Origin of the sequence: Rhodopseudomonas palustris, from assembly GCF_007005445.1 — a bacterium.
Classification (GTDB): domain Bacteria; phylum Pseudomonadota; class Alphaproteobacteria; order Rhizobiales; family Xanthobacteraceae; genus Rhodopseudomonas; species Rhodopseudomonas palustris_G.
Window position 1 is genome coordinate 71,790 of record NZ_CP041387.1, and the last position, 20,451, is coordinate 92,240.

Here is a 20,451-nt window from a genome sequence, read left to right on the forward strand (position 1 = left end):
GTCTCAATGCACCTTGGTGAAGAACCGCGCCACCCGGAAGCCGGACAGCCAGTCGCTGACCGGCTGGTGGCGGACGCCGGGATTCCACGAGCCCACGATGGCATCGACCCGGCCGACCAGATCGTCGACCGGGACCATGCCGACGCCGCCGTCGCGCACCGGGACGCGGCTGTCGGAGGAATTGTCGCGGTTGTCGCCCATCACGAACAGGTGGCCGGGAGGTACCGTCACTTCCGGCATGTTGTCGAGTCGGCCGTTATCGTACAGCTTGAAGATCGGGTGGGCGACGCCGCCGGGCAGTGTCTCGATGTAGCGCGCGGCCGTTTCGGAGGAACCGTTGTCGTCCTCGGCGCGACCGACGCCGTCCGGCGTCACCTTGGCGGCTTCGCCGTTGATGAAAACCCGGCCGCCGTCGATCTCGACTCTGTCTCCGGGAAGACCAACCACGCGCTTGACCCAGACCTGAGAGCGGTCGCCGGCCCAGCGAAACACCACGACGTCGCCGCGGTGCGGCGTGGCGCCGAACACCCGGCCGCTCTCCGGCACCGAAACGTGGATCGGCAGCGAGGCGGTCGAATAGCCGTAAGGATATTTCGAAGCGAGCAGTGCATCGCCGATCAGCAGCGTCGGCTCCATCGAGCCGGACGGCACGTAGAACGGCTCGGCCAGCGCGGCCTTGCCGACCAGCACGATCGCCACCACGGCGACGAGCTGCGTGAGCTGCGAGCCCCAGCGCCGTGCCGGCGCGCTTTCCGAATTCGTCTCCGACGTCATCCGCCGGTGCCTCCGATCGTGATCCTGTCCATCCGCAGCGTCGGCTGGCCGACGCCCACCGGTACGCCCTGACCGTTCTTGCCGCAGGTGCCGATGCCGTCGTCGAGCTGCATGTCGTTTCCGATCATGGAAATGCGGTGCAAATCGGTCGGGCCGTTGCCGATCAGCATCGCGCCCTTCAGCGGCGCGCCGATCTTGCCGTTCTCGATCTTATAGGCCTCGGTGCACTGGAACACGTATTTGCCCGACGTGATGTCGACCTGACCGCCGCCGAAGTTCGCCGCGTAGATGCCGTTCTTCACCGAAGCGAGGATTTCGGCCGGGTCGCGCTGGCCGGCCAGCATGTAGGTGTTGGTCATCCGCGGCATCGGCACATGGGCGTAGGACTGCCGGCGGCCGTTGCCGGTCGGCTTCATGCCCATCAGCCGGGCGTTCTGGCGGTCCTGCATGTAGCCGGTGAGAATGCCGTCCTCGATCAGCACGGTGCGGCTGGTCGGAGTGCCCTCGTCGTCGATCGACAGCGAGCCGCGCCGCGCCGAAATCGTGCCGTCGTCGACCACGGTCACGCCCTTGGCGGCGACCTGCTGGCCCATCAGGCCGGCGAAAGCAGACGTCTTCTTGCGGTTGAAATCGCCCTCGAGGCCGTGGCCGACCGCCTCGTGCAGCATCACGCCGGGCCAGCCGGGGCCGAGCACCACATCCATTTCGCCGGCCGGGGCCGGCACCGATTCCAGGTTAACCAGCGCCTCGCGCAACGCGCCGTCGGCGGCGTCACGCCAGGCCTTGGTCTCGATGAAGCGCGCATAGGGCTCGCGGCCGCCATAGCCTTTGGACCCGCTCTCCTGACGGTCGCCCTGGCCGGCGACCACCGAGACGTTGACGCGCACCAGCGGGCGGATGTCGCGATAGCTCTCGCCGTCGGGGCGCAGGATCTCGACCACCTGCCAGGTGGCGCCGACCGACACCGACACCTGCCGCACCCGCGGGTCCTTGTCGCGGATATAGGCGTCGATCTCGCCGAGCAGCTTGACCTTGGCCTCGAAGCCGGGCGCGTCGAGCGGGTTGTCGTCGCCGTACAGCCGCACATTGGTGTGCGCCGGCGCCACCGCCAGCGTGCCGCTGTAGTCGCCGCGCACGGCCGCGACCGCGTCCGCGGCGCGGATCAGTGCCGGCAGTGACACGTCGGAGGAATGCGCGTAGCCGACCGCGTCGTCCTTAACGGCGCGTAAACCGAAGCCCTGCGCGGTGTCGTAGGTCGCCTGCTTCAGCCGGCCGTTGTCGAACGCCAGCGCCTCGGTCTGGCTGTATTCGAAAAACAGCTCGCCATCGTCCGCCCCCGCCAGCCCCCGCGCGATCTCGCGCCTCACCTCGTCGCGATCGAGATTGGCGCGGTCGATGAGCGAGGTCTGGGCTGGGTTGGTCATGAGATCCTGTTCCCGAAGTTGTTTGGGGCACAACATAGGTGGTCTGACCTGGTTCTGCGAGGGGTTGGCGGATTTGGGAGCGACGCCTGCGCCCCACCGAAAAAGCATGCTATGGTGTTCAGATGGATTACCGGGAGATCATCACCATCGAGCCGGGGAAGCGCGGCGGTCGGCCGTGCATTCGCCATATGCGAATTGCGGTCGCGGATGTGCTCGGCTGGCTGGCAGATGGCCAGACGCCGGAAGAGATTATCTCCGATTTCCCGGAGCTGACCGAACAGGACATCCGTGCGGCGCACGCGTATGCGGCGGATCGTGAACGTCGAGTGGTTCATTGAGGGTCACGCGCCGAGACACGACTTCAGAATTTCGATGATCTCGCGGACTAAGCTCACTAGTGTACGCAATACGTCCAGCGCGCGATTCCAATCCATCGGGAATTTTGATCGAGCCATTTTCAGTTCCTCCAGTCGGTGAAGCTGATCGCTTCCCGGTGAGGAAACTCTGCGGCCAAGATGGTTGCGGTCAAAAATCGGTTGGCCCAAGCTTCGTCGTCTTCAACAAAGAGGGAATCGCAGCGGCTTTCGAAAGGCTCGCTTCGCAGCGCTTCTTGACAATATATCGCGCGCGATATAAATTACCCTGCATGAAGCCACCTTCGACATCGTCACGCGCGCCGCGATCGGCGGACAAGCAGAAGCTGGAGAACCAGCTTTGCTTCGCGCTGTACTCGACGCTGCTCGGGGTCAACAAGGTGTATCGCGCACTGCTGCGCGAGTTCGACCTGACCTATCCGCAGTATCTCGTGATGTTGGTGCTGTGGGAAAGGGACCAGCTCAATGTCTCGGAGATCTGCGATCAGCTCTATCTCGAGACCACCACGCTGACGCCGTTGTTGAAGCGGCTAGAAGCGCGCGGGCTGATCAGCCGGCGGCGGTCTGCCGAGGACGAGCGGCAGGTGATCGTCGGCCTCACCGAGGAGGGACGCGCCCTGCGCCAGCAGCTCAAGCATGTTCCGGACTGTCTCGGCGCCGCGATGGGCGGCTCGCTCGACGACATCGTCGAGCTGCGCGACAAGCTGACCAAGGTCCGATCCAAGTTGTTTCAGGCCGCCTGATGCGGAAAGGGCGGCCGGACAAATCGACAAGCGGTATCAAAAATATCGTGCGCGATAATTATGTGGGCGATCTAAATCGATCACCAGAGTTCCAGAACCCTCAACCCGAGAAGGACCACACCATGTCAGTCGAGAAAGTTCTCTACCGCGCCACCGCGACCGCCACCGGAGGCCGTGACGGCCGCGGCGTGAGCAGCGATGGGCATCTCGACGTCGCCCTCACGACGCCGAAGGAGCTCGGCGGCGGAGGCGGCGCCGGCACCAATCCGGAGCAGTTGTTCGCGGTCGGCTATTCGGCCTGTTTCCTCGGCGCGATGAAGTTCGTCGCCGGGCGCGACAAGCTGCCGATCCCGAAGGACGTCAGCGTCACCGGTTCGGTCGGCATCGGCCCGATTCCGACCGGCTTCGGCATCGAAGTGGAGCTGAAGATCAGCCTGCCGGGCATGGATCCGGCCCAGGCGCAGACGCTGGTCGACCGCGCCCACATCGTCTGCCCGTATTCCAACGCCACGCGTGGCAACATCGACGTCACGCTGACGCTGGTCTAATGGCTCGCTGCCGCCTTTCGGCGGCAGGCGAAGCTCAATCCCTTCTCGTCGCAAAGATCGTCATGCCCGGGCTTGTCCCGGGCATCCACGATTTCGGGCGAGGCTGTGCTTGTGGCCGTGGATGGCCGGGACAAGCCCGGCCATGACGGTGCTTACGGGGATACGCTGCAATTAGTTGAGGCGTCGCGATGAAACACGCCGAGGCATCTCGATCGACGCTGCCTACGGCAGCTTGTCGTAGCCTTCGCCGATGCCGTTGAGGCTGAGCGGGAAGCCGATGCCTTCTTCCGGCGTTTCGAAGATGATGAAGGTCGCGGTCTTGGCGGTGCGGAGCTGGCCGAGCAACTTGTCGTCCATTACCACTTCGGCGACGCAGCCGTTCGGCAGGCAGCGCACGAACCCCGCGCGGCCGATGTCGGCGTTGTCGAGCTTGAGTCCGAGGCCCGACGGCAGCAGCACGCCGAGCGGCGCCACCACGCGCATCAGCTTGCTCTTCTGATCGGCGGTCTTGAGGATGATGACGGTGAGGCCGGCGTTGGAGCGGTCTTCCGCGACCACGCTCTGAATCAGCGCGCACTGCTCGGCCTTGGCGCCCGGCGGGGTGTCGCAGCGGATCTGCCAGTCGCCGTGCACCGACCGCACCGCGCCCTGGGCGAGGGCCGTGCCGCTGCCGACTGCAGCGGCCAGTGCGATCAACCCGGCCGCCAACATGGCCCCGGACGCAGCGCGGCGGCTCGAGGCGAGGATCGGCGAAAGTCTGGCGAAGCCCATCAGCGATGTATCCGAGGTGGTGACGGTTGAACGGCGTGGTCGGCGGCGGGTTCCGACTGACCGGCAATGACGGCGCCATGAAGGCAGCTCGCGCGCCAGCGAATCAGGCTTCCGTGACGTCCCGATGCTTTGCCTACAGCGAGGGGCACATCTGTCAAGCCGGCCTCACATGGGACGGCGCGTCCGCGCGCCGCTGTGTCAGCTCCCCGAGACGGAATCTCCGGCGCCGCGCAGGCCAGGGCTGTTTGCTCGCGCGATCCCTCACTCCTGCATTGCGAGGGGCTTCGAATTGTGATTTGAAAAGTAGAATAAGAAGCGTTCGCACTTTGGCTACGCTCTTGTGCCGAGCGCAACAAACTGCACGGCCGGTCACGCCGAATACGGCGGGCTTGCTGTGACTAGTCATAGGGAGCGCGGCGGCATGAGGATGTCGAAGGGGCGAATGGGCCGGTGGTCGCTGGGATTCGCGATCGCCTGCTGTGTGGCGACGGCCGGCGGGGCCGCATTCGCCCAGACCGGACAGCCTGCACCCTGGGAAATGACCCTGCAGCAGCCCGCCTCACCGGTGATGGAAAATATCGTCTGGTTTCACAGTTTCATGCTGTGGTTGATCACGTTGATCACGCTGTTCGTGCTGGCGCTGCTGGTCATCGTGGTGGTGAAGTTCAACGCCAAGGCCAATCCGATCCCGTCCAAGACCACGCACAATACGCTGATCGAAGTCGCCTGGACGATCGTCCCGGTGCTGATCCTGGTAGCGGTCGCGGTTCCATCATTCCGGCTGCTGTTTCTCGAACTGGATATTCCGAAGCCGGACCTCACCGTGAAGGCCACCGGCAATCAGTGGAACTGGACCTACACCTACCCTGACGACAAGATCGAGTTCACCTCGATCATGCTGACCGACGAAGAGCGGGCCAAGATGAATCCGGTGCCGCCGCGGCTGCTCGGCGTCGACAACGAAATGGTGGTGCCGGTCGACAAGGTGGTGCGGATCCAGACCACCGCCTCCGATGTGATCCATTCCTGGGCGATCCCGTCCTTCGGCGTGAAGATCGACGCCATTCCCGGTCGACTCAACGAGGCCTGGTTCAAGGCCACGAAGGAGGGGCGTTACTACGGCCAGTGCTCCGAACTGTGCGGCCGCGACCACGCTTTCATGCCGATCGTCGTTCGTGTCGTGAACGATCAGGAGTACGAAGCCTGGAAGAAACAGCAGCAAGTCGCCTCGCGCACGCGCGACGGCTCCTACGCCTCGGCCGCTGCCGCCACGCGCTGAGCGCGGCGGGATCGCAAGACGTCGAACGGGGACCGTAAGGTCCGAGGTTTTCAAGTCAGGATCTGAAGATGGCAATGGAAGCTGCAAGGGTCGCTCATTCCGATCATGCGCACGACGATCACGCTCATGCGCATCCGACCGGATGGCGACGCTATCTGTATTCGACCAACCACAAGGATATCGGCACCATGTATCTGGTGTTCGCCGTGATGGCGGGCATCATCGGTGCGGCGATGTCGATCGCGATCCGGGTCGAGCTGATGTTCCCCGGCGTGCAGATCTTCCACAACAGCCACACCTACAACGTATTCGTCACCTCGCACGGCCTGATCATGATCTTCTTCATGGTGATGCCGGCGATGATCGGTGGTTTCGGCAACTGGTTTGTGCCGCTGATGATCGGCGCCCCCGATATGGCGTTCCCCCGGATGAACAACATCTCGTTCTGGCTGCTGCCGGCGGCGTTCGCGTTGCTCGTCATCTCGACCTTCGTCGAGGGCGAGCCGTCGTCGAACGGCGTCGGCGCCGGCTGGACGATGTATGCGCCGCTATCGACCACCGGACATCCCGGGCCGGCGGTCGATTTCGCCATCCTGGCGCTGCATCTGGCCGGCGCGTCGTCGATCCTCGGCGCGATCAACTTCATCACCACGATCTTCAACATGCGGGCGCCGGGCATGACCCTGCACAAGATGCCGCTGTTCGTCTGGTCGGTGCTGATCACCGCGTTCCTGCTGCTGTTGTCGTTGCCGGTGCTGGCCGGCGCCATCACCATGCTGCTGACCGACCGCAACTTCGGCACCACCTTCTTCTCGGCCGAAGGCGGCGGCGATCCGCTGCTGTTCCAGCATCTGTTCTGGTTCTTCGGCCACCCAGAGGTCTACATCCTGATCCTGCCGGGCTTCGGCATGATCAGCCAGATCGTCTCGACCTTCTCCAAGAAGCCGGTGTTCGGCTATCTCGGCATGGCCTACGCGATGGTGGCGATCGGCGTGATCGGCTTCGTGGTGTGGGCGCACCATATGTACACCGTCGGCATGTCGAGCACGACGCAGGCCTATTTCGTCGCCGCCACCATGGTGATCGCGGTGCCGACCGGCGTGAAGGTGTTCTCGTGGATCGCCACGATGTGGGGCGGCTCGATCGAGTTCAAGACGCCGATGCTGTGGGCGGTCGGCTTCATCTTCCTGTTCACCGTCGGCGGCGTCACCGGCGTTGTGCTGGCCAATGCGGGCGTCGACCGGGTGCTGCAGGACACCTACTACGTCGTCGCGCATTTCCACTACGTGCTGTCGCTGGGCGCCGTGTTCGCCATCTTCGCGGGCTGGTACTACTGGTTCCCGAAGATGACCGGCTACATGTACAACGAGACCATCGGCAAGCTGCACTTCTGGCTCACCTTCATCGGCGTCAACATGGTGTTTTTCCCGCAGCACTTCCTCGGCCTGTCCGGGATGCCGCGGCGCTACGTCGACTACCCGGACGCGTTCGCTGGCTGGAATCTGGTGTCGTCGATCGGCTCCTACGTCTCCGGGTTCGCCGTGCTGGTGTTCTTGTATGGGATGGCGCTCGCCTTCATCCGCAAGGAGCGCGCGGCCGACAATCCGTGGGGGGCCGGCGCCACCACGCTGGAATGGACGCTGTCGTCGCCGCCGCCCTTCCATCAGTTCGAGGTGCTGCCGCAGGTGCGCTGAGGCCGGTGTTGGAACCTGCATCCGCCGCCGTTGTTGCGGCAGCGGATGCAGCTCGAAAGAAGAGGTGAGCCCGTGTCGGTCATCGACGTCAATCCGATCCCGCTTGCGCCCCGGATCTCCGAAGCCGGCGTCGCCGACTACATCGCGCTGCTGAAGCCGCGGGTGATGTCGCTGGTGGTATTCACCGCCCTGGTCGGCCTGTTGATGGCGCCGGGCAGCTTCCATCCGGTGCTGGCGATCACAGCGATCATCTGTATCGCGGTCGGCGGCGGCGCCGCCGGCGCGCTGAACATGTGGTACGAGGACGACATCGACGCCAAGATGACCCGCACCGCCAACCGTCCGATCCCGCGCGGTCGGGTGACGCGGCCGGAGGCGCTGACCTTCGGCATGACGCTGGCGTTCTTCTCGGTGGTCACGCTCGGCATTTTGGTGAACTGGATCGCCGCCTCGCTGCTCGCCTTCACCATCTTCTTCTACGTCGTGATCTACACGATGTGGCTGAAGCGCTGGACCGCGCAGAATATCGTGATCGGCGGTGCCGCCGGTGCGCTGCCGCCGGTGGTGGCGTGGGCGTCGGTGACGGGATCGCTGGCGGTCGAACCGATCCTGCTGTTCCTGATCATCTTCTTCTGGACGCCGCCGCACTTCTGGGCGCTGGCGCTGTTTCGGAACGACGACTACGCCCGCGCCGGGGTGCCAATGTTGCCGGTGGTCTCCGGCCCCGATCACACCCGGCTGCAGATCTTGCTCTACACCGTGGCGCTGGTCGCGGTCGCCGCCGCGCCGTGGCCGCTCGGCTATTTCGATGCGATTTACGGCGTCGCCTCGCTGGCGCTCGGCGGCTGGATGCTGGTGCTGGCGATGCGGGTGTATCGGCATCGCACCGGCAGTGCCGCGCTGCGCGCCACTCGCAACCTGTTCAAGTTCTCGATCCTGTATCTGTTCGCGCTGTTCGCGATCCTGCTGGTGGAGGTCGTCGTGGCGGCTGTGCTGCGGCTGATCGGATGACGGAGGACGCGATGGAGCCAGTTCACAAGCCGCCGCCCGGTATCGTCCTCACCGATGCGCAGAAGAAGCGCCGGCGCGAGCGCTCGATCGCGATCGCGGTGGCACTCGGCGTGCTGGTGGTGCTGTTCTTCGCCGTCACGCTGGTCAAAGGACCAGCGGTGCTGCACCGGCCGATGTGAGAAAGGTGCCGCCGATGTCGCCCCCGCTTCCGCAAGCTCCGCAGCAGCCGGCACCGCGCCGCGGCCTCGGGCGCGACACGGCGGTGGCGGCGGTGTGCGGTCTGGTGGTCGCCCTGATGGTCGGGGCGTCGTTCGCAGCCGTGCCGTTCTACAACTGGTTCTGTCGCACCACCGGCTTCAACGGCACCACGCAGGTTGCCCGCGCTGCGCCGAGTTCGGCGCCGCTCGACCGCACCGTCACGGTCAGCTTCGATTCCAACGTCAACGGGCTGCCGTGGAAATTCGAGCCGGAGCAGCGCGAGATCGAGGTGCCGATCGGCAAGGTGGTGACGATCTATTACCGCATCACCAATCTGTCGCGCTCCGACACCACCGGGCAGGCGGCCTACAACGTCACGCCGCTGACGGTCGGCTCGTACTTCACCAAGATCAATTGCTTCTGCTTCACCGAGCAGAGCCTGGCGGCGGGCGAGAGCCGTGACATGCCGGTGGTGTTCTACGTCGATCCGGCGTTCGCCGCCGATCCGGAAAACGACACCGTCAAGACCATCACCTTGTCCTACACCTATTACCCGGTGCGCGATCCGGCGCCGAAGCCGGTGGCTTCCAGCGAGCAGGCGCCGCGCAAGGGCAATCTCTGACAGGAAACGCTGCAACAAGAACAGACCGGGACTCAAGCAACGCCGTCCCGGAGGGACCGAAACGGAGAGCGACAATGGCCACGGCGCACGTCAAGCACCACGACTACCACCTCGTCGATCCGAGCCCGTGGCCGTTCGTCGGCTCGGTGTCGGCGTTCGTCATGGCGCTCGGCGCGGTCGCCTGGATGCACCAGATGTTCCAGGGCGCCCCGATGGTGTTCGGCATCGGCGTGGTCGGCGTGCTCTACACCATGGCGAGCTGGTGGAGCGACGTGATCCGCGAGGCCGAGTATCAGCACGACCACACCCGGGTGGTGCAGCTCAGCCACCGCTACGGCATGATCCTGTTCATCGCCTCGGAGGTGATGTTCTTCGTCGCCTGGTTCTGGGCCTACTTCAACGCGGCGCTGTTCCCGGCCGATCCGGTGCACGCCGCCCGCGCCGAACTGTTCGGCGGGGTGTGGCCGCCGAAGGGGATCGAAACGTTCGATCCGTGGCATCTGCCGCTGCTCAACACGCTGATCCTGCTGACCTCCGGCACCACGGTGACCTGGGCGCACCACGCCCTGCTGCACAACGACCGCAAGGGGCTGAAGCAGGGGCTGATCTTCACCATCCTGCTCGGCGCGACGTTCTCCTGCGTGCAGGTCTACGAATACACCCACGCCAGCTTCTCGTTCGCCGGCAACGTCTACGGCGCCACCTTCTTCATGGCGACTGGCTTCCACGGGTTCCACGTGCTGGTCGGCACCATCTTCCTGCTGGTGTGCCTGATCCGCGCCTATGCCGGTCACTTCACGCCGAAGCAGCATCTCGGCTTCGAGTTTGCCGCCTGGTACTGGCATTTCGTCGACGTGGTGTGGCTGTTCCTGTTCGTCTGCATCTACGTCTGGGGCCATGGCGCCTCGACCATGGCGCACGGCGGCTGAGCCGGGCCGATACGCAGAAGGGCGGCTTGCACGACCGCCCGCCGTGTTTTCAAGGCTGAACGATGATGAGCCGACACGAATCCGTCATGGCGAGGAGCGAAGCGACGAAGCAATCCAGGAACGCCGGGCACCGGGGCCTGGATTGCTTCGCCTTCGGCTCGCAATGACGGAGCGGATTGACCAGGCTCCCACCGTTCTGCGGAGTGCGCTGCGCGGCGTGGCCTGCCGTTGTCCGCGCTGCGGCGAGGGGCGGCTGTATGCCGGATTCCTGACGCTGGCGCCGCGCTGCGAGGTTTGCGATCTCGACTTCGGCTTCACCGACGTCGGCGACGGTGCTGCGGTGTTCACCATCCTGATCGGCGGCGCGATCGTGGTGCTGTGCGCCCTGATCGTCGAGGTGAAATATCAACCGCCGTTCTGGCTGCATGCGGTGCTGTGGCTGCCGCTGGTGCTGGTCACCACGCTGCTGCCGCTGCGTTCGATCAAGGGACTGTTGATTGCGCTGCAATTCCATCACAAGGCGCAGGAGGGCCGGCTGGCCGGTCGCGAGCCGCAATGACGGCCGCGGCGCGCCGGCGCGGCATCGCCGGGATGAGCCTGATCGCCTTGACGATGGTGGCGGTGCTGCTGTCGCTCGGGTTCTGGCAGATGCAGCGGCGCGACGAGAAGCATCGGCTGATCAGGGCCCTGCACGAGCGCCTGGCTGCCGAGCCGGCGGCGCTGCCCATCGCGCGCGACTGGCCGGTACTCGATCCGGCCCATGACGAGTTCCGCCGGGTCCGCTTCATCGCGACCTATCGGAAGCTGCCGGACGCGATGGTGTATTCGTCCGGCTCGGCGGTGCGGGACGACGTCGCCGGACCCGGCACCTGGGCGTTCCTGCCGGCACGGTTGCCGGATGGCCGCACGATTGTGATCAATGCCGGATTCGTCCCCAACACCATGCAGCAGCGCGGCACCGAGGATCGCGCGATCGCGCCGTTGCTCACCGGCGAGCCGGCGACGCTGACCGGCTATTTGCGGTTTCCCGAGCACCCCGGCCTGTTCGCCGCTTCGCCTAACGTCGACAAGCGACTCTGGTTCACCCGCGACGTCCCGGCGATGGCCGCCGCGCTCGGTTGGGACCGACCGGCCGAACTGGCGCCGTTCTACGTCGATTTGGAAGCGCCGGTACCCGCGAGCGGCGTGCCGAAGCCTGGGCCGCTGGGCGTACATCTGCGCGACAACCATCTGCAATACGCGATCACTTGGTTTGGCCTGGCGCTGGCGGTTGCGGTCGCATTCGCGTTCTGGCTGCACGGCCAGCGGCGGCGTTCCGCCCCCGTGCCCGGTTGACGCCGCGGGCTTGGCCGGCTCCCGGCATATCGTGTAGGATCTCCTGCAAGCATTGGTCCGGTTCAGTCCTTGTGGGCCCAGGAGCCACCTCATGCCGTCAAGCTATAGCTACTCGGTCATTCTCGAGCCCCAGGAAGGCGGCGGTTTCACGGTGCTCGTCCCGGCGCTTCCAGAGGTCGTGACGGAGGGGGACACCGAGCAGGAAGCGCTGGCTAACGCCGAGGAGGCGATCCGTGCAGTCCTCGCCTACCGACGGGACCAGGGAAGGGCGCCTCCATCCGATGCCCATCCCGAAATTCGCTACGTGACCGTAGCTGCCTGACATGGGCGACGGCCGGCTGCCAGTCATCGGCGGCAGGCGGGTGATCCAGGCGCTCATGAGAACGGGTTTTGTCGTCGATCGGATCGTTGGCAGCCACCATGTTCTGGTCTATCCGGGCGATCCGGCGCGCACCGTGACGGTTCCGGTCCATGCAGGACGAGATCTGAAGCCGGGCACGCTGCGATCGATTATCCGGCAGACCGGGCTGACGGTGGAGGAGTTCAACGACCTTCTTTGAAGCGGCGTCACCCCTGCTGCATAGGGGGCAACGTGCAGCGACAATGTCCCGTTGCCGGTCAGAGCCACGATCGGGGGCTTCTCCGCGGGCAGCGATTTCCCCTGCGCCTCAAACTCCTTTATGGTGAGGCCGATTTCACCCGCGCGTGAGACTGAACTCGATCAATATCAAAGGCTTGGGCGTTAGGCCGGGCCTTTGGAGGCACCCTTGACGACCTATGTTTCGACCCGGGGCGATGCCCCGCGCCTCGGCTTTTGCGACGTGATGCTGACCGGGCTCGCCCGCGACGGCGGGCTTTACATCCCTGAAGTCTGGCCGCAGCTCACCCCCGACACCATTACCAGCCTGTTCGGCCGGCCGTATTGGGAGGTCGCCGTCGAGGTGATCCGGCCGTTCGTCGCCGGCGAGATTTCCGACGCCGAACTCGGCCGCATGGCCAACGAGGCCTACGCCACCTTCCGCCATCCCGCGGTGGTGCCGCTGCGCCAGACCGGCCCGAGCCAGTTCGTGCTCGAGCTGTTCCACGGCCCGACGCTGGCGTTCAAGGACGTCGCGATGCAGCTGCTGTCGCGGCTGATGGATCATGTGCTGGAGAAGCGCAAGCAGCGCACCACCATCGTGGTGGCGACCTCCGGCGACACCGGCGGTGCCGCGGTCGACGCCTTCGCCAACCTGAACAATGTCGACCTCGTCGTGCTGTTTCCGCACGGCCGGATCTCCGACGTGCAGCGGATGATGATGACGACGTCCGGCGCGTCGAACGTGCATCCGTTGGCGATCGAAGGCCATTTCGACGATTGTCAGGCGATCGTGAAGGCGCTGTTCAATCACCACAAATTCCGCGATCAGGTGGCGCTGTCCGGCGTCAACTCGATCAATTGGGCGCGGATCGTCGCGCAGGTGGTGTACTATTTCACCAGCGCGGTGGCGCTCGGCGCGCCCAACCGGCTGGTCGACTTCACCGTGCCGACCGGCAATTTCGGCGACATCTTCGCCGGCTACGTCGCCAAGAAGATGGGCCTGCCGGTACGCCGGCTGAAGATCGCCGCCAACGTCAACGACATTCTCGTCCGCACCCTGAAGACCGGGATCTACGAGGTCCGCGAGGTTCATGCCACCCGTTCGCCGTCGATGGACATCCAGGTGTCGTCGAATTTCGAGCGATTGCTGTTCGAAGCCTCCGGCCGCGACGCCGCGCTGATTCGCTCGCTGATGGGTTCGCTGCATCAGTCCGGCCGCTTCGTGCTGCCGGATGCGGTGCTGGCCGCGGTGCGCGACGAATTCGATGCCGGTCGCGCCGACGAGGCGGAAACCGAATCCGCGATTCGTGCCGCCTGGCGCGAGGCCGGTGACCTGATCGACCCGCACACCGCGGTGGCGCTGGCGGTGGCCGACCGCGACACCACCGATTCGACCGTGCCGAACATCGTGCTGTCGACTGCCCACGCCGCAAAGTTCCCGGACGCGGTCGAAGCCGCCTGCGGCATCCGGCCGGAGCTGCCGGCCTGGCTCGACGGGCTGATGAGCAAGCCGGAATCGATCAAGATCATGCCGCGCGATCCGGTCGCGATCGAACGTCACGTGCTGGCGGTCAGCCGTGCCGCCAAGCAAGGAGCAGCCGGATGACCGTCGAAGTCAGCAAACTTCCTTCTGGCCTGACGGTGGTCACCGACACCATGCCGCATCTCGAGACGGCCTCGCTCGGGGTCTGGACCGGGGTCGGCGGCCGCGACGAAAAGCCCGACGAACACGGCATTTCGCATCTGCTGGAGCACATGGCGTTCAAGGGCACCACGCGCCGCAGCTCGCGCGAGATCGCCGAGGAGATCGAGGCGGTGGGCGGCGATCTCAACGCCGGCACTTCGACCGAGACCACGGCGTATTACGCGCGGGTGATGAAGGCCGATGTGCCGCTGGCGCTCGACGTGTTGTCCGACATCCTCGCCAATCCGTCGTTCGAGGCCGAAGAGCTCGAACGCGAGAAGAGCGTGATCGTGCAGGAGATCGGTGCCTCGCAGGATACGCCCGACGACGTCGTGTTCGAGTACCTCAACGAGCTGTGCTACCCGGAGCAGCCGATCGGCCGGTCTCTGCTCGGCACTGCCAAGACGCTGAAGAACTTCAGCCGCGAGAAGCTGCAATCCTACCTGTCGACGCATTATCGCGGGCCCGACATGGTGGTGGCGGCGGCCGGCGCGGTCGATCACGCCCGCATCATCGAAGAGGTGTCGCACCGCTTCGCCAGTTTCGACGCCACGCCGGCACCGAAGCCGCAGCCTGCAATGTTCGGGGCCGGCGGCTCCCGCGTGGTGCATCGCGATCTCGAACAGGCGCATCTGACGCTGGCGCTGGAGGGGTTGCCGCAAGGCGCGCCGACGCTGTTCAGCATGCAGGTGTTCACCAATATCCTCGGCGGCGGAATGTCGTCGCGGCTGTTCCAGGAGGTGCGGGAAAAGCGCGGGCTGTGCTACTCGATCTACACCTTCCACGCGCCCTACAGCGATACCGGATTCTTCGGGCTCTACACCGGCACTGATCCGGCCGATGCGCCGGAGATGATGGAAGTGATCGTGGACGTCATCAATGACGCGGTCGACACCCTGACGGATGCGGAAATCTCCCGAGCCAAGGCCCAGATGAAGGCCGGGCTGCTGATGGCGCTGGAGAGCTGTTCGTCGCGTGCCGAACAGCTCGCGCGTCACATCCTGGCCTACGGACGGCCTTTGCCGGTCGACGAGCTGGTCGGGCGGATCGACGCCGTCACCATCGACACCGCGCGCGAGGCGGGCCGCACACTGCTGTCGCGCAGCCGGCCGGCGGTGGTGGCGCTCGGCAGCGGCCGCGGCCTCGACAGGGCGGTCGGGTTCGCTGAAGGCTTGACACAATCCAAGGCCAAGACGTCCTATCATTGAGGTGACGCCGCGGCTGCGGCGTTCGGGGCCCGGCGATCCCGCGGGCCGGGAGTGTCGTCCATGGCGCTGTTTCGCATGCCGTCCGTCGGACCCGCCGCTCTGGCGCCGCGTGGCAACGGGTTGCTGCTGCGCGCCCCGCAGATGGCGGATTTTCCGCAATGGGCCGAGCTGCGCGAATACAGTCGGGCTTATCTGACGCCTTGGGAGCCGATCTGGCCGTCCGATGATTTGACGCGCTCCGGCTTTCGTCGCCGGTTGCGGCGCTACGCCGAGGATATTGCTGCCGACCGCTCCTATCCGTTTCTGGTGTTTCGGGAGGAGGACGGCCATTTGGTCGGCGGCGTCACCGTCGCCAATGTCCGCCGCGGCATCGTCCAGGCCGGCACCATCGGCTACTGGATCGGTCAGCCGTTCGGCCGACAGGGCTACATGACGGCTGCGTTGCGCGTGCTGCTGCCGACGCTGTTCGGCGAGCTCAATTTGCACCGCGTCGAGGCCGCCTGCATCCCCACCAATGCCCCGTCGATCCGGGTGCTGGAAAAATGCGGCTTCACCCGCGAAGGATTGGCGCGGCGCTATCTGTGCATCAACGGCGTCTGGCAGGACCATCTGCTGTTCGGCCTGCTGCACGAGGATTTCCGCGGTTGATGCGGCTCGGCAGCGAACACCTGCGGCCTTTGGTTCGCCTGCATTGCTTTGCTATAACCCCGGCGGTCGAAACGGATTGCAGCCGGGTAGGGTGAATGGTTCAGGAGATTGAACGGGCGGCGACGCGGCGCCGGGCTTTGCGTGCGGTGCAGGTCACTGTCGCGGTGGCGATCTGCGGTGCGGTGATGGCGGCGACCCCGGCGTGGTCGCAGTCGATTACCGATCGTTTCAAGAGCCTGTTCGGCGGCTCTTCGGAGCAAGAGCCACCGCCGAATGTCTCGGGCGGTCCGCCGGTCGAGAGCCAGCTCACCTGTCCGTCGGTAACGGTGCGCTCCGGCGCCTCGACCTATGCGATCGGACTGCCGGGCAAGGAAGCGGCCGGAGCCGATCTTCGCTATCAGGCGGTGATCAGCCGCACAGCGCGCGAATGCAACCTCAACGGCGGCATCGTCACCGCCAAGATCGGCATCCAGGGTCGGATTATCGCCGGCCCGGCCGGGGCGCCGACCTCGGTCGATGTGCCGCTGCGCGTCGCGGTGGTGCAGGAAGGCGTATCGCCGAAGACGATCTTCACCAAGGCATATCGCACCAGCGTGTCGATGCAGCCGGACGGCAGCGTGCCGTTCAGCCTGGTGGCCGAGGACGTCGCCTATCCGGCGCCATCGGTCTCCGACAACGATGCCTATGTGTTTTATGTCGGCTTCGATCCTCAGGCGCTGAAGCCGGAGCCGCGAAGCAGGCGGAAGTAAGCGAGACGCCGCCCTTCACGTTCCCCGGAGGGGGGAGGGGTGCTCGCGCACCGAGCGGGGTGGGTTGGTGAGAACACCGAGAGGCATGCGCACGCCTGTTCCGGCGGGCTCGTTCCGCGCGTTAGAGCAGTTCTTCTTTTCATCGAATCAGAGTTGATCCGCACCGCCTGCCACACGCACAACCTCATGGTGAGGAGGCGCGTAGCGCCGTCGCCCAGCATCCTGCCCCGCAGGCGGCTGGTCGACCTTTCCTCTCCACGGGATGGCGGAGACGATCGGCAAATCAAACGAAAAAGGCCGGCGCGATCGCTCGCGCCGGCGTTTGATTGGGTCGAGGAGGCGTCGGCTCAGTTGAGCTTGCCGCGGACTTCCTGGATGCCCTTGGTGACCAGCTCGTCGGCGAGGTTGCCCTTGACCGATTCGGACAGGATTCGCGAGGCCGCAGCCACGGCGGCCTCGGCGGCCGCCGCGCGGACGTCGGCGAGCGCCTGAGCTTCGGCGAGAGCGATCTTGCTTTCCGCGCTCTTGGTGCGGCGAGCGACGAAGTCTTCCAGCTTGGCCTTGGCTTCCGCCGCGATCCGTTCGGCGTCAGCCTTGGCGCTTTCGACGATCGCCTGCGCTTCGCGTTCGGCAGAGGCACGGCGCGCCCGATAGTCGGCGAGCAGCTTGGCGGCCTCGTCCTTCAGCTTGCGCGCTTCGTCCAGTTCCGCCTTGATCCGGTCCCGACGCTTGTCCAGCGCCTGCAGCACGGTGCGATGCACGCCCAGATAGGCGAACACGCCGAGCAGAATGACAAACGAAATCGCGACCCAGGTTTCTGCTTCTGCGAAGATTGCCATCAGCTCAGCCCTTCAACGAAGCATCGACCGCGCCGTCCACCGCCTTGCCGTCCGGCGTGACGCCGGCGAGCTGCTGGACGATCGCCGAAGCGGCGTCCGACGCGATGTTGCGCACGTTACCCATCGCCGCCGCACGGGTGGCCGCGATGGTCTTTTCGGCGTCGGCGAGCTTCGCCGCGAGCCGCTGTTCCAGAGTCTTCCGCTCGGCGTCCGCCTGCGCGTTGAGCTTCTCGCGGGTTTCGGCACCGATCGCCTGGGCCCGGGCGCGGGCATCGGCGAGTTCGGCCTCGTAGGCTTTCAGCGCGTCGTCCGCCTCGCCCTTCAGCTTCTGCGCCGCCGCCAGATCGCCGTCGATGGTCTTCTGCCGCTCTTCGATCACACCGCCGACGCGCGGCAGTGCGATCTTGGAAACGATCAGGTAGAGCGCAACGAATGCGATCGCCAGCGACACCAGTTGCGAGGCAAAGGTTTCCTGCTGGAAGGGCGGGAACGGCGCCTTGTGGCCTCCGTCCGCTTCCGTGTGGGCAGTGCTGCCCTTGGCGTCGCCATGACCTTGAGCCACGGGCTTCTCCTGTTCGGCCGGTCGCGACCCCGGAAGGTCAGGACCGGATTTTGGATCTTAGAGGGCGAACAGCAGCAGCAGCGCGATCAGCAGCGAGAAGATGCCGAGCGCTTCGGTCACCGCGAAGCCGAAAATCAGGTTGCCGAACTGACCCTGGGCAGCCGACGGATTGCGCACCGCAGCGGCGAGGTAGTTGCCGAAGATGATGCCCACGCCAGCGCCAGCGCCGCCCATGCCAATGCAGGCAATACCAGCGCCAATGTACTTCGCGGCAATCGGATCCATGTAACGAACTCCTGTTGGGGTTGGGTGTAGACGTTTGCGAGTGGGTCTTTAGTGGCCCGGATGAATTGCATCGTTGAGATAGATGCAAGTCAGAATGGCGAACACATAGGCCTGCAGGAACGCGACCAGCAGTTCGAGCGCGGTCAGCGCGATGGTCAGGCCGAGCGGCAGCACGGCGCCGAACCAGCCGACGACGCCGAGCGCGCCGAGCATCGCCACGAAGCTCGCGAACACCTTCAGCGCGATGTGGCCCGCCAGCATGTTGGCGAACAGACGCACGGAGTGCGAGACCGGCTTGAGGAAGAACGAGATCACTTCGATGAAGACGACCAGCGGCAGGATGTAGATCGGCACGCCGGACGGAACGAACAGCTTGAAGAACTTCAGCCCGTTCTTCGAGAACCCGTAGATCAGCACCGTGAAGAACACCAACAGCGCCAGCGCGACGGTGACGATCAGATGGCTCGACACCGTGAAGGTGTAGGGCACGATGCCGATCAGGTTCGACACCGCGATGAACATGAACAGCGAGAACACCAGCGGGAAGAACTTCAGCCCTTCCTTGCCGGCCGTCGACCGGATCATGTTGGCGACGAATTCGTAGGACAGCTCCGCGATCGACTGGAACCGGCCCGGCACCAATTGGCGGCCCGGCACCAGCATCAGGATGGCGATCAGCGCCACCGTGCCGAACATGTAGGCCGACGAATTGGTGAACGCGATTTCTTGTCCGCCAACGTGACCGAGGGTGAAGAGCTTGGTGATCTGGAACTGATGGATCGGATCGGCGGCCATTCGTCTCTCAGTCTGTCGGTGTCGCGAGCTTGCGCGGGATTCGAACGATCGGTGCGCCTTGGATCCCGTTCAGAGCCGCTCGGACTGCTTCGCCATCACGCCCGCTGCCCGCATCACATTGATCACGCCGGCGGTGAAGCCGAGCAGCGAAAACACGATGAGGCCCCAGGGCGAGGTCGACAACAAACGATCGAAACCCCAGCCGAGAGCCGCTCCGCCGAGAACACCCGCAATCAATTCCGAGGAAAGCCGAAATCCGAGCGCCATTGCCGAGGCTTTGGCATGTCCGGTTTCACTTTCTGTTTCGGATTGATCCGTCTGGAGTTTTCGGCCCGCCCGAGAATGGGCCAACCGTTGCTCCAGGCTTCCGAGCCGTGCGGAAAGCGCAGCCTCCTCGGGCGATCCGTCGCGCGTTCCATGCGCTCGTCGGCTGCTGTCGTGCGTGTCGTCCGCCATGTCGTGGAGACCCGAACTAGCTGCCGCTAACGATGAAATAACGCCCCAGAAACCCTTAAAAGCCGCGCGGACCATACTGACCGCCTGTAGGCAAGTCAAGATTCGGTCGCAGCCTCTTAGGGCATTGTTTTGGCTGATTTTATTGAGGATTTGCGAGTCCGTGCGATAACTTGTCCGCAGTGCATTTGCGGCGCTGCGCCATGATCCGGCTTGCACGGCGGGAATGGCTCTGATCCGATGCCGCGGCTTCCGGCAAGCCGTTCGCAGTGGTTCGGCGGAAGCCCCTCGCCATCGGAGACCATATGCCGCGCCGGATCGACTACTACTTCTCGTTTCAATCGCCCTGGGCCTATATCGGCCACCAGCCGTTGCGGCGGCTGGTCGAGACCTACGAGCTGCAGCTCGCCTACAAGCCGGTGCTGCTCACCGGCCTGTTCTCTGAGACCGGAGGTATGCCGCTGGCGAAGCGCCACCCGGCGCGGCAGCGTTATCGTCTGGTCGAGTTGCAGCGCTGGCGCGACAAGCGCGGGCTCGACTTCAAATTGTGGCCGAAACACTGGCCGTTCGACGCGCGATTGGCGGACAGCGTGGTGATCGCGGCGCTCGCCGCCGGGCTCGATCCCGAGCCGTATCTGCAGCGTGCTTATGCCGCGGTGTGGCAGCAGGAGCTCGACCTGGCGCAGCCGGCGGTGCTGGCCGAGCTCGCCGATGCGGCCGGCCTGCCCGGGGAGAAGCTGGTGGCGCATGCGGGCTCGGACCAGATTCGCGCCGCCTATGAGCAGAACCGGCTGGATGCGATCGCGGCCGACGTGTTCGGGTCGCCGGCCTATGTGCTCGACGGCGAGGTGTTCTGGGGGCAGGACCGGATCGAACTGCTCGAGGATGCGTTGAAATCCGGCCGTAGCCCGTACCGTCCGGCGCGCTGAGGCCCCATATAGGCCGA

At 65.2% G+C, this 20,451-nt stretch carries 26 protein-coding genes; 18 read left to right on the top strand and 8 right to left on the bottom strand.

Annotated features, from left to right (window positions below):
• Positions 1 to 3 precede the first annotated feature (3 nt).
• Together lepB and tldD are read right to left on the bottom strand one after the other, a co-directional pair.
• The gene (gene lepB, locus FLL57_RS00305) at positions 4 to 774 is read right to left on the bottom strand and encodes a signal peptidase I (protein WP_142881837.1); all 771 of its coding nucleotides are present in this window, start codon (positions 772 to 774) and stop codon (positions 4 to 6) included.
• Positions 771 to 2,198 (bottom strand): metalloprotease TldD, encoded by a 1,428-nt coding sequence (tldD, locus tag FLL57_RS00310; protein WP_142881838.1) that lies wholly within the window; start codon positions 2,196 to 2,198, stop codon positions 771 to 773. Before tldD ends, lepB begins: the two co-directional genes overlap by 4 nt.
• A gap of 122 nt (positions 2,199 to 2,320) precedes the next feature.
• Between tldD and FLL57_RS00315 the strand changes: the two genes are divergently transcribed.
• From FLL57_RS00315 to FLL57_RS00325, 3 genes are all read left to right on the top strand, one after another.
• Positions 2,321 to 2,536, top strand: a complete 216-nt coding sequence (locus FLL57_RS00315) for a DUF433 domain-containing protein (protein WP_142881839.1) — start codon at positions 2,321 to 2,323, stop codon at positions 2,534 to 2,536.
• Positions 2,537 to 2,844: 308 nt separating this feature from the next.
• The gene (locus FLL57_RS00320; protein WP_142881840.1) at positions 2,845 to 3,315 is read left to right on the top strand and encodes a MarR family winged helix-turn-helix transcriptional regulator; all 471 of its coding nucleotides are present in this window, start codon (positions 2,845 to 2,847) and stop codon (positions 3,313 to 3,315) included.
• Between the two features lie 122 nt (positions 3,316 to 3,437).
• A complete protein-coding gene (locus tag FLL57_RS00325) occupies positions 3,438 to 3,863 on the top strand; it encodes an organic hydroperoxide resistance protein (protein WP_047308290.1) in 426 nt (141 codons plus the stop codon).
• 222 nt (positions 3,864 to 4,085) lie between these two features.
• Here the strand turns inward: FLL57_RS00325 and FLL57_RS00330 are convergent, their stop codons facing one another.
• Entirely contained in the window at positions 4,086 to 4,634 is a 549-nt protein-coding gene (locus tag FLL57_RS00330; RefSeq protein ID WP_013500780.1) for an invasion associated locus B family protein, read from the bottom strand.
• Between the two features lie 421 nt (positions 4,635 to 5,055).
• Here FLL57_RS00330 and coxB point away from each other — a divergent pair, with 421 nt between their 5' ends.
• The 14 genes from coxB to FLL57_RS00400 all read left to right on the top strand — a co-directional run bounded on the left by coxB (position 5,056) and on the right by FLL57_RS00400 (position 16,571).
• Positions 5,056 to 5,913 (top strand): cytochrome c oxidase subunit II, encoded by an 858-nt coding sequence (coxB, locus tag FLL57_RS00335; RefSeq protein WP_047308291.1) that lies wholly within the window; start codon positions 5,056 to 5,058, stop codon positions 5,911 to 5,913.
• A gap of 68 nt (positions 5,914 to 5,981) precedes the next feature.
• Positions 5,982 to 7,607: a cytochrome c oxidase subunit I gene (gene ctaD / locus FLL57_RS00340; protein ID WP_142881842.1), complete on the top strand. Its 1,626-nt coding sequence runs from the start codon at positions 5,982 to 5,984 to the stop codon at positions 7,605 to 7,607.
• Between the two features lie 72 nt (positions 7,608 to 7,679).
• Positions 7,680 to 8,618 carry a heme o synthase gene (locus FLL57_RS00345; protein ID WP_142881843.1) on the top strand — a complete coding sequence of 313 codons (939 nt, stop codon included), beginning with the start codon at positions 7,680 to 7,682 and terminating at the stop codon, positions 8,616 to 8,618.
• An 11-nt stretch (positions 8,619 to 8,629) separates the two neighbouring features.
• Positions 8,630 to 8,797, top strand: a complete 168-nt coding sequence (locus tag FLL57_RS00350) for a hypothetical protein (protein ID WP_013500784.1) — start codon at positions 8,630 to 8,632, stop codon at positions 8,795 to 8,797.
• A gap of 14 nt (positions 8,798 to 8,811) precedes the next feature.
• Positions 8,812 to 9,438: a cytochrome c oxidase assembly protein gene (locus tag FLL57_RS00355; protein ID WP_142881844.1), complete on the top strand. Its 627-nt coding sequence runs from the start codon at positions 8,812 to 8,814 to the stop codon at positions 9,436 to 9,438.
• A gap of 74 nt (positions 9,439 to 9,512) precedes the next feature.
• On the top strand, positions 9,513 to 10,367 hold the full coding sequence (locus FLL57_RS00360; protein WP_142881845.1) for a cytochrome c oxidase subunit 3: 855 nt from the start codon (positions 9,513 to 9,515) through the stop codon (positions 10,365 to 10,367).
• A 163-nt stretch (positions 10,368 to 10,530) separates the two neighbouring features.
• Positions 10,531 to 10,926: a DUF983 domain-containing protein gene (locus FLL57_RS00365; protein WP_142881846.1), complete on the top strand. Its 396-nt coding sequence runs from the start codon at positions 10,531 to 10,533 to the stop codon at positions 10,924 to 10,926.
• Complete coding sequence (locus tag FLL57_RS00370) at positions 10,923 to 11,702, top strand: SURF1 family protein (protein WP_142881847.1); 780 nt, start codon at positions 10,923 to 10,925, stop codon at positions 11,700 to 11,702. The genes FLL57_RS00365 and FLL57_RS00370 overlap by 4 nt, the downstream gene beginning before the upstream one ends.
• 91 nt (positions 11,703 to 11,793) lie before the next feature.
• On the top strand, positions 11,794 to 12,024 hold the full coding sequence (locus tag FLL57_RS00375; RefSeq protein WP_013500789.1) for a type II toxin-antitoxin system HicB family antitoxin: 231 nt from the start codon (positions 11,794 to 11,796) through the stop codon (positions 12,022 to 12,024).
• A gap of 1 nt (position 12,025) precedes the next feature.
• Positions 12,026 to 12,262 carry a type II toxin-antitoxin system HicA family toxin gene (locus FLL57_RS00380; protein ID WP_013500790.1) on the top strand — a complete coding sequence of 79 codons (237 nt, stop codon included), beginning with the start codon at positions 12,026 to 12,028 and terminating at the stop codon, positions 12,260 to 12,262.
• A 207-nt stretch (positions 12,263 to 12,469) separates the two neighbouring features.
• A complete protein-coding gene (gene thrC, locus FLL57_RS00385; RefSeq protein ID WP_164630003.1) occupies positions 12,470 to 13,888 on the top strand; it encodes a threonine synthase in 1,419 nt (472 codons plus the stop codon).
• The gene (locus tag FLL57_RS00390; RefSeq protein ID WP_142881849.1) at positions 13,885 to 15,174 is read left to right on the top strand and encodes a M16 family metallopeptidase; all 1,290 of its coding nucleotides are present in this window, start codon (positions 13,885 to 13,887) and stop codon (positions 15,172 to 15,174) included. The genes thrC and FLL57_RS00390 overlap by 4 nt, the downstream gene beginning before the upstream one ends.
• A gap of 60 nt (positions 15,175 to 15,234) precedes the next feature.
• Positions 15,235 to 15,822, top strand: coding sequence for a GNAT family N-acetyltransferase (locus tag FLL57_RS00395; protein ID WP_013500793.1), 588 nt, complete (start codon positions 15,235 to 15,237; stop codon positions 15,820 to 15,822).
• A 95-nt stretch (positions 15,823 to 15,917) separates the two neighbouring features.
• Entirely contained in the window at positions 15,918 to 16,571 is a 654-nt protein-coding gene (locus FLL57_RS00400; protein WP_142881850.1) for a hypothetical protein, read from the top strand.
• Between the two features lie 347 nt (positions 16,572 to 16,918).
• Here the strand turns inward: FLL57_RS00400 and FLL57_RS00405 are convergent, their stop codons facing one another.
• The 5 genes from FLL57_RS00405 to FLL57_RS00425 all read right to left on the bottom strand — a co-directional run bounded on the left by FLL57_RS00405 (position 16,919) and on the right by FLL57_RS00425 (position 19,508).
• Positions 16,919 to 17,410 carry an ATP F0F1 synthase subunit B gene (locus FLL57_RS00405; RefSeq protein ID WP_142881851.1) on the bottom strand — a complete coding sequence of 164 codons (492 nt, stop codon included), beginning with the start codon at positions 17,408 to 17,410 and terminating at the stop codon, positions 16,919 to 16,921.
• Positions 17,411 to 17,414: 4 nt separating this feature from the next.
• Positions 17,415 to 17,972 (bottom strand): ATP synthase subunit B, encoded by a 558-nt coding sequence (locus FLL57_RS00410; protein ID WP_047309309.1) that lies wholly within the window; start codon positions 17,970 to 17,972, stop codon positions 17,415 to 17,417.
• 57 nt (positions 17,973 to 18,029) lie between these two features.
• Positions 18,030 to 18,257, bottom strand: coding sequence for a F0F1 ATP synthase subunit C (locus FLL57_RS00415; protein ID WP_009796340.1), 228 nt, complete (start codon positions 18,255 to 18,257; stop codon positions 18,030 to 18,032).
• A gap of 48 nt (positions 18,258 to 18,305) precedes the next feature.
• Positions 18,306 to 19,052, bottom strand: coding sequence for a F0F1 ATP synthase subunit A (locus tag FLL57_RS00420; RefSeq protein ID WP_013500797.1), 747 nt, complete (start codon positions 19,050 to 19,052; stop codon positions 18,306 to 18,308).
• Between the two features lie 69 nt (positions 19,053 to 19,121).
• A complete protein-coding gene (locus FLL57_RS00425; protein ID WP_013500798.1) occupies positions 19,122 to 19,508 on the bottom strand; it encodes an AtpZ/AtpI family protein in 387 nt (128 codons plus the stop codon).
• 302 nt (positions 19,509 to 19,810) lie between these two features.
• Between FLL57_RS00425 and FLL57_RS00430 the strand changes: the two genes are divergently transcribed.
• Positions 19,811 to 20,434 (top strand): 2-hydroxychromene-2-carboxylate isomerase, encoded by a 624-nt coding sequence (locus FLL57_RS00430; protein WP_142881852.1) that lies wholly within the window; start codon positions 19,811 to 19,813, stop codon positions 20,432 to 20,434.
• The last annotated feature ends 17 nt before the right edge of the window (positions 20,435 to 20,451 follow it).